Below are 15,836 nucleotides of genomic sequence, written 5' to 3'. Positions count from 1 at the left end.
ATCAGCTATAAAATCTAATTATTAATTACTATTTTATGGTTTTTCTACTTTAATAGAAGCTATTATTAAAAAAAGTAAAAAAGCTAATGTTACATAACTAATATAGCTATATGTATTAAAGGTAGTAAAACAGTAACTAAACAAACTTGGCGCCACAGCACTAGCAATTACTAAGAAGCTCATAACTTTTCCAGTAATTGATCCTAAATATTTCCTTCCGAAATATCTTGGCCACGTAACTGCATTTACAACAGAAAATAAACCGCCAAGTAATCCTAAACCACCAATTAACATATAAACTCCAAAGGTTGTAGATAAAAATAAAAGTCCAAATGAAGCTAAAATTCCACCTAGAATCATAGTGTATAAATATATTTTATGATTTATATAATCACTTAATATATTACATAAAGTTGATACTGAAATTGCAATAATTGAAATTGGTAAAAATACAGCGATTGCTTGAGATTTTGTATAATCTTGACTTGCAAAAATTGATACTATATGAAAGGTAAAACCCGTAATAAAAAAGCTATTAAAGGCTAAAATTAACCCAAACATCCAAAAAGCTCTTGTTTTTTTAGCTTCTTCTAAAGTTAAATTATTTTCAATTTCTTCTACTGCTTTAATAGATTTAGAAGTATCTATACTATTAAATCCATCAGGGCTTAGCCCAAAATCTTCGGGTTTATTTCTATAAAATTGTACTATAAAGAAACTGAAAATAAATAAGCAAATAGCTAATAGTTGCCAACTAAGTTCCCACCCATTTTCATCTATTAATTTATTTATTAAAATTGGAGATGAAGAAAAACCTAATGATACAGTTATACTACTTATTGAGTTAATTTTACCTCTATTTTTGTTAAACCACATCATAACCATGTTTCTAGAAGTCATTGTTAAAACTCCTTGCCCACTAAATCTTATAAAAAAGAATAAAATTGTAATTAATATAAATGGTATTAACCAAGTATCTATAGCTAAAATTGATTTAAAAAAATTACTAATTTTTTCAGAAATTGAAAATAACAATAAAGAGAAACCTAAAAATAATGTTGCAAAAAAGGCAACAGATCTTGCACCATATTTATCGAATAAAAAACCCGCTTTAGTTACTAAAAGTGAGCTTAATAAGGTACCTAACATATAAGCGTTACTAAACTGATTTCTAGAAAGCCCTAAGGCATCTTTTACCGGATCTGTAAAAACTGAAACACCTACTGTTTGACCAGGAATACTAGCTAGAATACCGATACTACCGACTAAAAGTACAATATAACCATAAAAAATAGGTGATTTTTCAGGTTTTATAAAAGAATATTTATTGGGGTTTTGCATTAAAAATTTTAAAACGCACAAATGTACGTATTTTAAAAAGTTATAAAGAAATAAGACTGCTTAAATAAACTGTAACTATCTTTTGAGTTGCTTATTAAAACTAAGCTATTGATTTATCTTACTAATTCAATGCAATAGTTTCATTGTAATTTATTTCTAAACATCTACTTAAGACAGTCCTACTTTGTAATTATAATATGAAGTTCTTTTACGACATATTGTTTAAAAAAACACCACCTAATTAATTTTGAATCAAGATATTAAATAGCGATACTTAAAATTATTCTTCAGGTGGATAACCATTAATTTCTTCAAACACTCTATCAAAATTTGCTAACAAATAAGCTCTTAATTTTTGCCTATAATCTTCTTTTAACCAATCTGTAAAACTATTGGTACTTTTACAAATACATTTTAGATACTGCTGAATTCTATAATCTATATCGTCTCCTAACAATTTTGCTAAAATTAAGGCATCATAAACATCTTCACTATTTTCAATACAAATATAAGCATGTTGCTCTATAGAACGAGAAAGTACAACTTTAGACGACTCACCTACTTTTATTGCTTCTGTATATACTTTTTTTACATTAAAAAAGACATCTTCTGTTTTAGAAAATTTAGCTCTTAATTCATCTGGCATTTCATACCTAAAATTATCTTCTAATTCTTCGTCTGTCAATAAATTATCTAAATAATAGTTAGGATACTTAAATATTTTTTGCCAATCAACCTTTGCTCCCCACATTCCAAACCTGTGGATATTATTTCCTAAATCTATAACTGTAAAAGATGTTTTATCTTTTAAAATTCTAGACCCTCTACCAATCATTTGGTAGTATAAAGTTAGAGATCTTGTTGCTCTATTTAAAATAATAGTATCTACCGTTGGCTCATCAAAACCGGTTGTTAAAATACTAACTGAGGTTAAAATTGCATTTGGTGTTTTTTTAAACCACCTTAAAATAAATTCACGTTCTCTTTTTGTTGCCGTATTATCTAAATGCATTATTGGATAGCCAGCCATTTTAAATGCTTCAAAAACGTTTATTGAAGTATTAATTCCGTTGTTAAAAATCAGTGTTTTTTTACCTAAAGAGCGTTCTTCATAGGCTCTAACTAATTTGCCCAACATTTCGCTATTTGTATATAAATCATCTGAAGATTTTACGGTATAATCTCCATTTACACCAACAACCAAAGATGTTAAACCTACGTTATACGAATATGTTTTAGCTTTTGCTAAAAACTTATTTTTAATAAGTGTTTCTATGGTTTCACCAATAATTAATTCTTCATAATTATCAGTCATAGGTAACTGAATATTAGAACTTAAAGGAGTTGCTGTTACACCTAAAATAAAAGAATTTTCGAAAAACTTAAATAATTTTGTGAATGAATTATAATGTGCTTCATCAATAATTACTAGACCTATATCAGAAATATCTAATTTATTATCATTAAGCCTATTATTTAATGTTTCTACCATTGCAACATAGCAAGAGTAGTCTCTATGATCATCTAAATTAGCCTTACTATCTATCACTTTATTTATTACACCAAAGTCTGAAAGCATTGCGCAAGTTTGCTTACAAAGCTCAACTCTATGCGTTAGAATTAATACTTTTTTATTTTTATGATGCTTTAGATATTGGCGTACAAGTTCTGAAAATATAACTGTTTTTCCACCACCTGTAGGTAGCTGAAATAGTAAATGATAATCATCAGGGGCTTCTTCAAACCTCTTGAAAATTTTTGTAATCGCTTCTTTCTGGTAATTATATAATTCTTTACCAGTTTTCTTCTCTTCTTGTTCTGTAGTAGTTAAAGTCACATTTGTAATTTAAAAAACACACAAAAATACAGCCTTTATTAGTGTTAATGCAACTTTTTTATGAAAAACTTTTTTTTAACTTGATTTCTAGACAATTAATTCTTTAATTTTTCTAGCTCAACGGTATAATCGTACTGCAAATCTTCATGTAAAGTAGCAACCACTTTTTTTATGAATAAAATTTGTCGTTCATATAAATTTTTAAGTGTTGTATTTCGATTAATTGAAGGTTTTAATTTTTTTAGATGCATGCAAAAATAAAGCAATAACTCAACTTCAGTTTCTTTCTTTTTAGAATAGCGAATATAAGTTTTAACAACTTTTAATATTTTACGAACACTTTTCCTTATAAAATAGTAGCTAGATGTGTTTATGTTATTAAATAACGTATCTACTTCAATTTTTATATTTGAAATATAGGCATCTTCATCAGATGCCTTATATAACAAATACGTTAACAATTCTTTATTTTCTTTTTTAAATTTTGAAAGCCTTAAAACAAGTTCAATTAATTCTGAATTTGTACAATCATTTAATGCAGTTTTTAATTCTTTTACTGAAGCTGTTTCCATTTAAATCAATAACTATAATTATTTAGAATCAGGCAATAATTCATAACCTTGATTAATTCCTTTTTCAATTGCTGGAACCCCTTTTTTCATCCATACAGGCATTGGAGCACCTTTTAAATAATGATCAAAAAACTGTTGCATACGAATATTAAAATCTATTCTATTTTGCATTTTTAATGGCCAGTGAGGCTCTTCGTTATAATTTAACATCCAAGATGGCTTACCTAATCTTCTTAACGATACAAAAAATTCAATTCCCTGGTACCAAGGTACATGTCCATCTGCATCATTGTGCATTATTAATAAAGGAGTATTTATTTTATCCAAATTAAAAATTGGAGAATTTTTTAAATAACGTTCTGGATATTCCCAAGGGGTACCTCCTAACCTACTTTGCGTATGCTCGTATTGAAATTGCCTACTTAAACCTGTCCACCATCTAATTCCACCATAAGCACTCACCATATTTACAACAGGTGCGCCAGATTCTGCAGCTTTAAAAATATTTGTTTTTGTAACTAAGTGTGCAATTTGGTAACCTCCCCAGCTATGTCCTTGTACTCCAATATTATCTTTATCTACAAAACCTTTTTCTATAAGTGATTCAATACCTGGAATAACACAATTATAAGCACTTTCGCCTGGTGCTCCTATTTTATAATTTACATCTGGATTAAATATTAAATAGCCTCTACTAGCGTAAAAACTGTAACTTATTGTAGATCTTCCTGGTGAAGGAGCTTTATGTCTAAAAAGTCCATCAGAACTTTTTTCATAAAAATTAACAATCATTGGGTATTTTTTTGAAGGATCAAAATTTTCTGGCTTTATTAGCATTCCTGTTAATGCATCACCATCTAAAGAAGTCCAATTCACCAACTCTGCTGTTCCCCAATTATATTCGCTTTGTTGTGGATTTGCATTACTAATTTTAGTTTGTTTTTTAAAACTTAAATCTGAATAAATAATATTAGGATATACTTCAAAAGTTTGTTTTGTAAATAATACTTTATCTGAATCTTTAGCTTTTATAGGTTCCGAAAAATCATAAGCATCAAAAAGTAACTGTTTTCCTTTATTATTTTTAGGATTGAATTCAAAATAGCCTGAATTTTTAGTTGTTTCATTAAATGTATAAAGTAACCATTTGTTCTTTTTATCTAAAAAACGCTCTTCTCTATCAAGTTTAATATATCTATAACTAGTTTTAGCAGCACGTCCATTAGTTAATTTTTTGCTTGAACCATTTTCTGGATTAAATTCCCAAATATCATACCTATCATATAGTAAAATAGAAGCATCATCTTCTGTCCATCCAGCACTACCATAAGGTCTTGGACTTACTGGAGCATCATTTAATTCATCATAAAAAACTTTTCCTTTGGTAAGGTTTGTCATTTTTTTGGTTACTAAATTAAATGCAAACCATGTACTATCAACTGAATTGTAACCATAAGCATATTTTGCTTTAGGACTTAAACTAATACGGCCGCTCATTTTATCGAAAATTTTAGTAACGGCTCCAGTATTTGTATTTACAATTGCATAATCTTTTGCTGAATTACCCGTCCACTGACTCTCTAAAAGATATGGTTCTGGGTTGTTAACTAACGCAAATTCTGCATTTCCTTCATCTCCAATTCTAACATTTGGATATGCTGTTGAACTTAATTGTACTAATTTGTTAGTTGCTAAATGAATAGTAGTTGTATATGATTTTCTAGTATCATTTTTAACTTGCATTTCTTGAACTGTATATAGTCTAGGCTCATTATAAGTCCAAACTTCTACATTTACAATTTCTTCATCTAATAAAGTGGTATCTTTAACAATTGGAGGTGTTGCTAAACCAAAATACATTTTAGATTCGTCTTTAGAAAAATAGATACCCCCATCTGAAGATACTCTATAACCTTTTGGAGCATTAGCAGCATCTAACATTTTTTTTGCATTGGTATCTCCTTGAGACCAATGGTATAATTCATTTGGTCTAACTTGTACTTTAGTGGTGTCTAAATCTGCAACAAAACCTAAATTTTTACCAGAATCACTAAAATTTAATTGGTAATATTTAGTTTTTTTATTTGCTTTAAAAATATGAGTTAATTGCTTATTTTCTAAATTTAAAACATAAACACCCGCATTTACCGTAGAATCTACACCGGTTGTTATAAACGCTAATTGTTTTCCTTCTTTAGCAAAAGTATAATTTGTTACAAATTTAAAGGTGTCTTGTTTGGTAGTTGTTAAATCTCTTAATACCAAATGGTAACCGTTATCTTTTCCTACTTTTTTAGCTTTTTTTGTTTTTTTGCTTTTCTCTTCTTTTTTAGAGGTATCTTTTTCTTTTTTAACTGCTTTAATATCCTCTAATAAATATGCTACAAAACCATCTTCTTTTTTTGGAATTTTATAAGATTTTACATTTGAAATTTTTAAAAGTTCTTTAGACTTAAATGTATAAATAGCCAAGGTATCTTTAGGTAATTTATCCTTTTTAACTTTTTTACGTTTTAACTCTTTAATACTATCTTTCCACGGTTTTACTGTAAATAAAACTTGCTTAGCATTATTAGCAAATATTGGATTTTCAGCTCTTTCGTGTTCAAAAATAAACTGAGCTTTATTATTTTTAATTTTTAGGTGGCTATCTTTTTCTCCTTTTTCAAGTAAATACATAATAGTATTTCCGTCAGAGGATATTTTTTGACTTTTAATAGCGTTCCAATTTTTATAATCTTTGTGGTCCAATACTTTTTTTTGAGCTACAACTGTAAACGTAAATAGCACTAAAAGTGAGGTTAAAAATAGTCTCATATAATTGTTGTTTTTTAGAAAGTATAAATATAATCGTAAAAGATTAATATTAATTATTTTAAATAAAAAAAATACTAGAAAATAACAACTTGTTAAATTGGTAAAAGTACAGTTAACACTAATAAAAAAGCTCTGCATATTAATTGTAAAAAATAATATACAGAGCTTTAAAATAGATTATAAACTAAATTATATCGAAATTTCAACAAATTTAATTCCTAAAGCCTTTTGAAAATCTTGAATTTTTTGTAATTCATTAGGTAAAATAAGCGCTATTGAAAAACCTGCTTTTCCGGCTCTAGCAGTTCTTCCACTTCTATGTGTATAATATTCTAATTGCTCTGGCAATTGATGATGAATTACAAAACCTAAGTTACTAACATCTATACCTCTAGCGGAAACATCTGTAGAGATTAAAACTTGTAAAGTCCCATTTTTAAAAGCACGCATTACTTTTTCGCGATCTCTTTGTTGCATATCACCTTCTAGAGCGTCTACCGAAAAACCTTCTTCTTTTAAAAAGTTAGCTAAATTTTGTGTACCAGCTTTTGTTCTACAAAATATTATTCCTCTATCGTTAGATCTACGTTCTAAAATCTTAATTAATAACTCGGGTTTATCTTTAATACTAGTTTTTATATAATGATGCGTAATATTTGCGTTTACTAAAGTGTTTTTATTAACCGCAATTTTAACAGCATCAGATGCCATATAGGTTTTTATAATTTGCTGAATTTCATTAGGCATAGTTGCTGAAAATAACCAGGTGTTTTTCTTTTTACCCGTATATTTTAAAATTCTATTTAGGTCTTGCTTAAAACCCATACTTAACATCTCATCAGCTTCATCTAACACCACTGTTAACACTTTACTTAAATCTATTTCACCTTTTTCAATTAAATCTATTAACCTTCCTGGCGTAGCAACTACAACATGTGTAGTACGTTTTAAATTTTTAATTTGACGTTCTATTTTTTCACCACCATAAACAGCTTCAACAAATATTTTTGAATTTAAATACTTGGTATATTTAAATAGTTGTTTTTTAATTTGTTGCGCTAATTCTCTAGTAGGCGCTAAAATTAACGATTGAATATTTGAAGAGTTTACATCTATTGTTTGTAAAATTGGTAATCCAAAGGCTGCTGTTTTACCAGTTCCTGTTTGTGCTAAACCAATTAAATCTGTTTTAGAGTTTAACAATACAGGAATTGTTGCTTTTTGAACTTCTGTTGGCGTTTTAATACCAAGTTCTTTTAATCCCTGAATAAATTCTTTATGAACTCCTAATTCTAAAAATGTTGCCATGTTTTTATTTTATACTGCAAATGTACAGTTATTAAATTTACAATAATTAATACTTTTAATCCCTTACTTTATAAAAACAAAAAAAGCTGCTTAAAAAGCAGCTTTTAAATATTTTATAATAATGTTATATCTTTTTTACTCTAACGGCATTCATTCCTTTTAAACCTTTTTCTAATTCAAAAGTAACTTTGTCATTTTCTGCAATTTCTTCTAAAACACCACTAACATGCACAAAAAACTTTTCTTGTGTGTTGGTGTCAATTATAAATCCAAATCCTTTTGAAGTATCAAAAAATGAAACTTTTCCTTTTCTATCAACTGGAACTTCTTCTTCTCTATCTTCTTTTTTAGGAATACCTATTTCAATGCTTTCTGCATCAACTTTAATTTTTTTGGATGGATCTGGCGGCGTATCAGTTAATTGTCCAAATTCGTCTACATAGACAAACATACTATCTTGTCCGTTAGCTTTACGCTCTTCTTTTCTAAGAAGCTTATCTTTCTTTTTCTTTAATCTCTTCTTTTCTCTTTCTTTTTTACCAAATGTTTCTTGTGATCCTGCCATTAATTATTTATGTTAAATTTTATTTGTTTATCCTGTTGTTTCCTAAACAGTTAAGGTTGTCATTATAAATTAAAATAGATTTTTTTTATGAAAACAATTTATATAATTGAATTATAAAATACAACTGAAGTTATTAAATGACTTGCTTATAAAATGACTATTAGTTAATTATAAGCCTATGCAAATATAACACTTCTATTTAATTTTTTACACACCATGTTAATATATTGATATAAAAAATTAAAAATTGCTATTTTAAAAGTCCTTTTTTTATAAAATTATAGTACAAATAATTTAAAATTTACAATCACATTTTTTATAAAATCAAATTTTAACTTAATTCTAATTAATACATTTGAATTATGAAAAAAGTACTAATTATAGGCTTTGTTTGGCCAGAACCAACCACTACTGCTGCTGGAACAAGAATGTTACAGCTTATTGCTATTTTTAAAAAATATGGATTAGAAATTCATTTTGTAAGTACTGCCGCTAAAACACCACAATCTTATAATTTTTCTGAAGATGAAATTAAAACATCAACTATTGAATTAAATAATACGAGTTTTAATAAATTTATTATTGAATACAATCCAGATATTGTTTTGTTTGACAGGTATTTAACTGAAGAGCAATTTGGATGGAGAGTTACAGAAAACTGTCCAAACGCACTAAAAATATTAGATACAGAAGACTTACATTTTTTAAGATTTGCAAGAGAAAAAAGCTTTAGAAATACTACTAAAATAAATAATTCTTTATTAAATAACGATATTACTAAACGTGAAATTGCAAGTATTTATAGATGCGATTTAACTTTAATAATTTCAATGTACGAATTAGAATTATTAGTAAATAAATTTAAAATAGATACTGATTTACTAAGTTACACTCCTTTTTTATTAGATAAATTAACAGCTGATAGTTTTACAAAATATCCAACATTTAATAAAAGAAAAGATTTTATGACAATTGGCAATTTTAAGCACAAACCTAATTTAGAAGCTGTTAGAACATTAAAAAAACATATTTGGCCTAAAATAAAAAAACAACTACCAAAAGCTAATATTCATATTTATGGAGCTTACGGAAATAACCAAAGCGTAACACAACTGCACAATACCAAAGATGGATTTTTAATTAAAGGATGGGCTACAAATAAAGAAGTAGCTTTTTCAAATGCACGAATATGTCTAGCCCCATTACAATTTGGTGCTGGTTTAAAAGGAAAACTTGTAGATGCTATAATTTTTGGAACACCTTCTATAACTACTTCAATTGGTGCTGAAGGTATAAATAACACCCTACCTTGGAATGGATTTATAGAAAATAACCTTGAATTTTTTGCTGAAAAAGCCATAAAACTGTATAAAAACGAAGAAATTTGGCTAAAAAAACAACAAAATGGAATAGAAATAATCAATTCTAATTTTTCAAAACAAAAATTTGATAATGAATTAATGTTAAAAATTGAAACTATTTTTAATGATTTAGAAAACCATAGAAATCAGAATTTTATAGGTTCAATGTTACTACATCATACCCTAAAAAGCACTAAATATATGTCTAAATGGATTGAAGAAAAGAATAAATAATTAGGCTAATTTTATGTATTTACTTTTCTCGTTTTTTGCTATATAAAGTTTAATTACTTTAAATGCTCTATAATTCATAGTAACCTAAGTTGCAGTATACTCTTCTATTTAGTTTTAAATTTGAAATAAAAATACATTTATGAAAAATATTGTAGCAGTTACTTTTCAAAATAAAAAAAGTATTTTTAATCATACTGGAAAATGCAGAAACTATTTAATTTATACAATTAATGGAGCTGTAGTTGAAAGTAAAAGGCTCTTAGAATTACCTGTAAATGAAACATTAAGATCTTTTTTTCGAAATGAAAATAAAATGAAAAAACATATTTTATTTGAATGTGACATTTTATTAACCAGAGGTATTGGTTTTGGGGCCATTGAAAAGTTATCTAAATATGGAATAGCCTGCTATAAAATTGAAGAAACTGATCCAGATATTGCTATTGAAAAATTAATTAACGGTACCTTAGAAGCTATGGCGCCAATATCTAATGAAATATCTGGTTGTAATTGCAATTGCAACTCTAGAGTTAATTAGCGTTATATAACTAATTAAAACCCATAAAACTCTGTCTAAATAGAATTTTAAATAGTTGTTAAATACAAGTATTTATTCTTTCTAGACAGAATTCTATATTTTATTGATTAAATTTCTCTAAAAATAGAGTGCATTAATCTTGTTTTATCATTAATACTTTCTTCTAAAGAAATCATAGTTTCAGTTCTAGAAACACCATCAATATCATCAATTTCAAAAATAATTTCTTTTGCATGTGTAGTATCTTTTGCTCTAATTTTACAAAAAACATTGAATTTACCCGCTGTAATGTAAGCAATAGTAATATTCGGTATTTTTTGCAAATCATTTATAACTTGCTTAGTTTTAGAAGTTTTCGCTAAATATATACCAACATGAGAAATAAAAGAATAGCCCATTTTCTCATAATCTAATGTTAATGTAGAGCCTTTAATAATTCCTTCATCTTCCATTTTTTTAACTCTAACATGTATAGTACCAGCAGAAACAACTAGTTTTTTTGCGATATCTGTAAATGGAGTTCTAGCATTTTCTATAAGAATATCTAGTATTTGATGATCTATTTCATCTAAAATGAATTTTTTCATATTTTTTTTCTTAATAATATATAATTACAAGGCAAATTTATTAAAAAAAAATGATATTTACATAAAAAATTTACGAATTTGACAATTTTAATTCGTTAAAATTCAATTTAACTGCATTTATTTTGTTATTAGTGAAATATTTTGATAAATCTCCTTGTTTTTCAATGCATTTATACATTACAAGCTTATTGTTTACAACTTTAAATTTATACTGAATACCAACATCTTCAATACTTTCAACTCCATTTGTTATAACTTTTAAGTCTTTATATATTATATCTAAAAATAAGGTGTCATTATTAGGGATTTCAAAATATGGTTTGTAATTTAAAAAATCAGTTGCTGTAGCAATAAAATACAAACCTTGTAAAATTGCATAAAAGTTATACTTTCTTGTCTGCTCTCTGTCATAATCATTATCATAATGACCAGCTTCTATTAAAATGGTATTATGACCTAGTTTTTGAAAATTATCTCCTGTAGCCGTTGGATAAAACTCATCTGTATACCTTCCTATATGATTTGGTATGTATTTTTGAAGCAAACTATTCATCGCTACAATTACACTCATAGTTTCTTTACGTCCATTTGTTAATGTACGTTCTAAATCTTCAGAAGGTGCTAAAAAAGATATGGTTGCTGGGGTTTCTGTACCTTCTACATTAAAAATTGAACGTTGATCGTGTAAATTAAAACAGAATTTAGGGTTAAAACTATCTAAAACAGAGCGTAATAATTTACTTTCAGTCGCAGTTTTAGCTACAGCATCTCTATTTAAATCAATATTATTTGCATTTTCACGTGTAAAATTAATAGCGCCATCTGGATTTAATAAAACAATAAATTTAAGTGTACAATTCTTTAATATTGTTTCAGAAACAGCATTTAATTCAACCCCACTCGCTTCAAAAAAATTAAATAAGTCGAATAATGCTTTTGTACCTGTGCTTTCATTACCATGCATTTGCGACCAAGAAAGTATTTTAATAGGTCCTTCACCAATAGAAACCATATAAATAGGTATATTATTTTCTGAATACCCTATAACCTCTTTTTTAAATTTTAAAGATAATTTTTCTACAAGAGGTTGTATATCGTCAAATAAAATTCTCCTTCCTTTTAATTTAGTTTCAAAATTAGCAGCATACCAATTTTCTAAAAAAGCTGTATTTATTATTTTCATGTGTAGTCCTTTATTTCAGTCATTAGCCATTCATTATTATTATGGTAAGCTTTTAACTATCTCAAATTTTAAACAAAAATAAGAATATATTTTTTATGAAACTTAATATGTAATTAAATTCAAATATATCTATTTACATTTGTAAACAACCTGTAATTCACAAATGTAAATAGAACTAATAGCGCTCTTGTATACATATGTAATCAACTGAACAGGCAATAGTCTCCTTATAATAACTAGACTTTTAGCTATTATAGGATTTTTTTATCAATCACTTGTTAAATATTGTTATTTAGGTATTTACATTCATTATATAAACATAAACTTTAATAAAATTAGAGTCTTATAATTAAATTAAAATAATACTTTTGCTTCTTATTATAAGATTGATTACATTTGTAACAGATATAATAATTTACATTTGTAACATATGGTAAACATTGATGAATTTGCTAAACGATTGAATATAATTATGGATTATTATAATTTATCAGCTGCTTTATTAGCTGATAAAATAGAAGTTCAACGTTCAAGTATATCTCACCTACTATCTGGAAGAAATAAACCAAGTTTAGATTTTGTTTTAAAAATTTTAAAAACTTTTCCTGAAGTAGAATTGTATTGGCTATTAAATGGCGTTGGCACTTTTCCTAAATCTATAAATCAGAAAAAAGAAACAAGTAGTACTCCTACTCTTTTTTCAAATGAAAAAACAGATGCGGTTGAAAAAGTGATTCCAGAAAAAATTATTGAAAATTCAAAAGAAGTTTCTTCAAAAGAAATTGAAAGAATTGTAATTTTCTTTAAAGATGGAAGTTTTAAAAATTATTCTGCTTAGATTATATTTTAATATTCTATTCGTTTAAAATAGCTATATAACAAAGTATATTTTAAACATTAAAATAAATCTCTTTATTTTTAAATGTACAATATAGTTTTTATCAAATACAAACTATTAGGCACTAAACAGCATTGTATTTATTATTTTCAGAATAATGTTTAAAGTAATTCTTACTCTATAAGTTTAGCCATTCCTCTTTTTAAGATCAAAATCAATTCATTTTTGTTTTCATGAGAAGATTGTTGCTGCATATACACCATTTGATTTAGCATATTAATAGCCATTTGATCAAAATTATACTTTTTATATTGTTTTCCTAATTTTACAAAGTCGTCTGTTAAATTACTAATAGCTTTTTTATTATCACTTTCTGCAATCCATTTAAAAGCTTCACCATAAATTTGCTGTGTTCTAGCATTTTCTGTTAAAAACATTCCGGTTAAGACCTGATTTGCAATAAATGGTAAATTAGATTTATCTTTTTCTTGGATAAAAATAGTTGTAATGGCATCTGCTAAACTTTCTTTAGTAGTTTCGTCTAAAGTTTTAATTTTAGCGATAGCACTTTCTTTATCAATTTGATAAAGAGAAATCAACGAGCTTCCTGTTATTGCATACGATTCATTTTCCACTCCTCTTTCAAACAATGGTTTATACATTGGATCTATTAATTTTCCTAAAACGCCAATTGCTGCTGCTCTTACTAATGTTTTCTCATCATTTTGAGCCATTTTTTCAACCTTTGCTATTATATTTTTCTTATTATACTTTTGAAATAAATCCAAATTATCTAATGCAATTACTCTAATTTCATAATACGGATCTTCAAAAGCTTTAACAACAGTATTTAATGCTGTCTTATTATCTCTTTGATGTTTTACAATTTCTTCTAAAGCCAATCTTCTATCTACATAATGTGTTGCATTATTAAACTGAAAAATATATTCGTCTAACGATTTACTTTCGGTAAACTCAGTCAAAAGTACATGTTCTGGATCTATATTAATTAAGCTAGGTTGTTTATTGTATGGAAATGTAAATGAACTTTGTTTACCTTCTACCCAAACATTATGTGTTGCTTTAGCAGTACCTTCATAAATATCTATAGTTAAAGGAAATGTAAATGCTTTATCTTGTTGATTGATATTTACAGTTACAGTATTATTTATGGTATTGTAATCGTAAGTTACTTCAGCTTTTATATGCCCGCTTCCATAATACCACTGATTAAAGAACCAATTTAAATCTTTACCACTCACTTCCTCTAATGCTAAACGTAGTTCATGTGCTTCAGCAGTACCAAATTTATGATCGTTTAAATATTTAGACAATCCTGTAAAAAAAGCGTCATCACCTAAAATATTACGCAACATATGAAGAATAGCATTTCCTTTATGATAGCTTACCGTATCAAACATATCTTCTTTGTCGTGGTAATGAAAACGCACTAAAATTTTGTCATCACTCTCACTTTGCAAATACGTTTGTATATCTTTATACATATGTGCTGCAGCCCTATCTTTTCCATATTTATGCTCGAACCATAAATAAACGCTATAAGTTGCAAAAGATTCGTTTACTGTTAAATTTGCCCAACTTTCTGTTGTAACTAAATCGCCAAACCAATGATGAAATAACTCATGTGCAATTGTTCCTTCCCATTCATTATCATCAACTAATTGTCCTTTTTTTTGTTGTGCATCTTCTGCATGTGCAACAGCTGTAGTGTTTTCCATAGCTCCACTTACAAAATCTCTAACTACAATTTGACTGTATTTATCCCAAGGATAAGGTATTCCTGTTAAATCTGAGAAAAAAGTCATCATTTCGGGTGTAGTTCCAAAAATATCGTTAGCTACATCTTTATAATCATGTTCTACATAATAATCTACTATTTTACCATTCCAAGTATCATTTACTATACTAAAATCACCAACACCCATAAAAAATAAATACGGAGCATGTTTTTGATCCATTTTCCAATAATCTGTTCTAGTACCATTATTATTATCTATTTGAGATTGCAATGTTCCGTTTGAAAGTGTAATAAATTTATTTGGAACAGTCATGTAAATTTCTTGTGAAGTTTTTTGATTTGGAGCATCTATTGTAGGAAACCAACAACTACTTGCTTCTGTTTCACCCTGAGTCCAAATTTGTGTAGGTTTTTCTGGGTCTGTATCTAATGGATCTATAAAATACAAACCTTTTGCATCAGTTATATTTTTACTACCTTTTTGCTTAACTTCCTCTGGTCTAGCTATATAATTTACATAAACCGTATATTCTTCACCTTTAACATAAGTTTTATCAAGGTTTATGGTAAGTTGATCATCCGAATAATTATATGTAGCAGTTGTATTGTTAATTTTTATTTCATTTATTTTAAATGCTTTAGCATCTAACGTAACTTTGTTTGTAGGATAAAAATGAGGTGTTAATGTTATCCAAGCTTCCCCGTTTAATTGACTTTTTTCAAAATTAAAATCAACTTTTAATTTAGTATGTACTAAATTATTAACCTTAGTTCTTTCTGGTTGATAAGGGGTATCTTGAGCTTTTACCGCAAATGTTATAAATAAAATAAATAGTATAGCAATATTCTTCATATTAAAACCTAATTTTTAAAGCCTCAAAAATACTATTTTTTAA

General features: G+C 27.1%; 12 protein-coding genes. 3 read left to right on the top strand and 9 right to left on the bottom strand.

The genetic code is table 11. The annotated features are described in order from the left end of the window. Positions 1–33 precede the first annotated feature (33 nt). The 6 genes from MKD41_RS03740 to MKD41_RS03715 form a co-directional block, all read right to left on the bottom strand. Positions 34–1,341 carry an MFS transporter gene (locus tag MKD41_RS03740; RefSeq protein WP_240244101.1) on the bottom strand — a complete coding sequence of 436 codons (1,308 nt, stop codon included), beginning with the start codon at positions 1,339–1,341 and terminating at the stop codon, positions 34–36. Between the two features lie 280 nt (positions 1,342–1,621). After that, a complete protein-coding gene (locus MKD41_RS03735) occupies positions 1,622–3,178 on the bottom strand; it encodes a DEAD/DEAH box helicase (RefSeq protein ID WP_240244100.1) in 1,557 nt (518 codons plus the stop codon). A 95-nt stretch (positions 3,179–3,273) separates the two neighbouring features. Continuing rightward, entirely contained in the window at positions 3,274–3,750 is a 477-nt protein-coding gene (locus MKD41_RS03730) for a hypothetical protein (protein WP_240244099.1), read from the bottom strand. Positions 3,751–3,768: 18 nt separating this feature from the next. Continuing rightward, positions 3,769–6,567: an alpha/beta hydrolase family protein gene (locus tag MKD41_RS03725; RefSeq protein WP_240244098.1), complete on the bottom strand. Its 2,799-nt coding sequence runs from the start codon at positions 6,565–6,567 to the stop codon at positions 3,769–3,771. A gap of 189 nt (positions 6,568–6,756) precedes the next feature. Then, a complete protein-coding gene (locus MKD41_RS03720) occupies positions 6,757–7,875 on the bottom strand; it encodes a DEAD/DEAH box helicase (protein ID WP_240244097.1) in 1,119 nt (372 codons plus the stop codon). Between the two features lie 124 nt (positions 7,876–7,999). Next, on the bottom strand, positions 8,000–8,440 hold the full coding sequence (locus tag MKD41_RS03715) for a cold-shock protein (RefSeq protein WP_240244096.1): 441 nt from the start codon (positions 8,438–8,440) through the stop codon (positions 8,000–8,002). Positions 8,441–8,802: 362 nt separating this feature from the next. Between MKD41_RS03715 and MKD41_RS03710 the strand changes: the two genes are divergently transcribed. Further along, a complete protein-coding gene (locus tag MKD41_RS03710) occupies positions 8,803–10,035 on the top strand; it encodes a glycosyltransferase (RefSeq protein ID WP_240244095.1) in 1,233 nt (410 codons plus the stop codon). A gap of 139 nt (positions 10,036–10,174) precedes the next feature. Then, complete coding sequence (locus MKD41_RS03705) at positions 10,175–10,573, top strand: NifB/NifX family molybdenum-iron cluster-binding protein (RefSeq protein WP_240244094.1); 399 nt, start codon at positions 10,175–10,177, stop codon at positions 10,571–10,573. A 107-nt stretch (positions 10,574–10,680) separates the two neighbouring features. Here MKD41_RS03705 and MKD41_RS03700 read toward each other — a convergent pair whose 3' ends face one another. Both MKD41_RS03700 and MKD41_RS03695 read right to left on the bottom strand, forming a co-directional pair. Further along, positions 10,681–11,160: an Lrp/AsnC family transcriptional regulator gene (locus MKD41_RS03700; protein WP_240244093.1), complete on the bottom strand. Its 480-nt coding sequence runs from the start codon at positions 11,158–11,160 to the stop codon at positions 10,681–10,683. A 70-nt stretch (positions 11,161–11,230) separates the two neighbouring features. Further along, entirely contained in the window at positions 11,231–12,343 is a 1,113-nt protein-coding gene (locus MKD41_RS03695) for a M14 family zinc carboxypeptidase (protein WP_240244092.1), read from the bottom strand. 430 nt (positions 12,344–12,773) lie between these two features. Here MKD41_RS03695 and MKD41_RS03690 point away from each other — a divergent pair, with 430 nt between their 5' ends. After that, positions 12,774–13,181 (top strand): helix-turn-helix domain-containing protein, encoded by a 408-nt coding sequence (locus tag MKD41_RS03690; RefSeq protein ID WP_240244091.1) that lies wholly within the window; start codon positions 12,774–12,776, stop codon positions 13,179–13,181. A 173-nt stretch (positions 13,182–13,354) separates the two neighbouring features. Here the strand turns inward: MKD41_RS03690 and MKD41_RS03685 are convergent, their stop codons facing one another. Next, on the bottom strand, positions 13,355–15,793 hold the full coding sequence (locus MKD41_RS03685; RefSeq protein ID WP_240244090.1) for a M1 family metallopeptidase: 2,439 nt from the start codon (positions 15,791–15,793) through the stop codon (positions 13,355–13,357). Between the last annotated feature and the right edge of the window lie 43 nt (positions 15,794–15,836).

Origin of the sequence: Lutibacter sp. A64, from assembly GCF_022429565.1 — a bacterium.
Lineage (GTDB): Bacteria > Bacteroidota > Bacteroidia > Flavobacteriales > Flavobacteriaceae > Lutibacter.
This window is presented reverse-complemented; position numbering and strand designations above follow the sequence as displayed.

Bases quoted from the DNA above. Each gene is read 5' to 3' on its own strand.
- MKD41_RS03740 (WP_240244101.1), bottom strand. From the start codon at position 1,341: ATGCAAAACCCCAATAAATATTCTTTTATAAAACCTGAAAAATCACCT.
- MKD41_RS03730 (WP_240244099.1), bottom strand. From the start codon at position 3,750: ATGGAAACAGCTTCAGTAAAAGAATTAAAAACTGCATTAAATGATTGT.
- MKD41_RS03725 (WP_240244098.1), bottom strand. From the start codon at position 6,567: ATGAGACTATTTTTAACCTCACTTTTAGTGCTATTTACGTTTACAGTT.
- MKD41_RS03720 (WP_240244097.1), bottom strand. From the start codon at position 7,875: ATGGCAACATTTTTAGAATTAGGAGTTCATAAAGAATTTATTCAGGGA.
- MKD41_RS03715 (WP_240244096.1), bottom strand. From the start codon at position 8,440: ATGGCAGGATCACAAGAAACATTTGGTAAAAAAGAAAGAGAAAAGAAG.
- MKD41_RS03710 (WP_240244095.1), top strand. From the start codon at position 8,803: ATGAAAAAAGTACTAATTATAGGCTTTGTTTGGCCAGAACCAACCACT.
- MKD41_RS03705 (WP_240244094.1), top strand. From the start codon at position 10,175: ATGAAAAATATTGTAGCAGTTACTTTTCAAAATAAAAAAAGTATTTTT.
- MKD41_RS03700 (WP_240244093.1), bottom strand. From the start codon at position 11,160: ATGAAAAAATTCATTTTAGATGAAATAGATCATCAAATACTAGATATT.
- MKD41_RS03695 (WP_240244092.1), bottom strand. From the start codon at position 12,343: ATGAAAATAATAAATACAGCTTTTTTAGAAAATTGGTATGCTGCTAAT.
- MKD41_RS03690 (WP_240244091.1), top strand. From the start codon at position 12,774: ATGGTAAACATTGATGAATTTGCTAAACGATTGAATATAATTATGGAT.
- MKD41_RS03685 (WP_240244090.1), bottom strand. From the start codon at position 15,793: ATGAAGAATATTGCTATACTATTTATTTTATTTATAACATTTGCGGTA.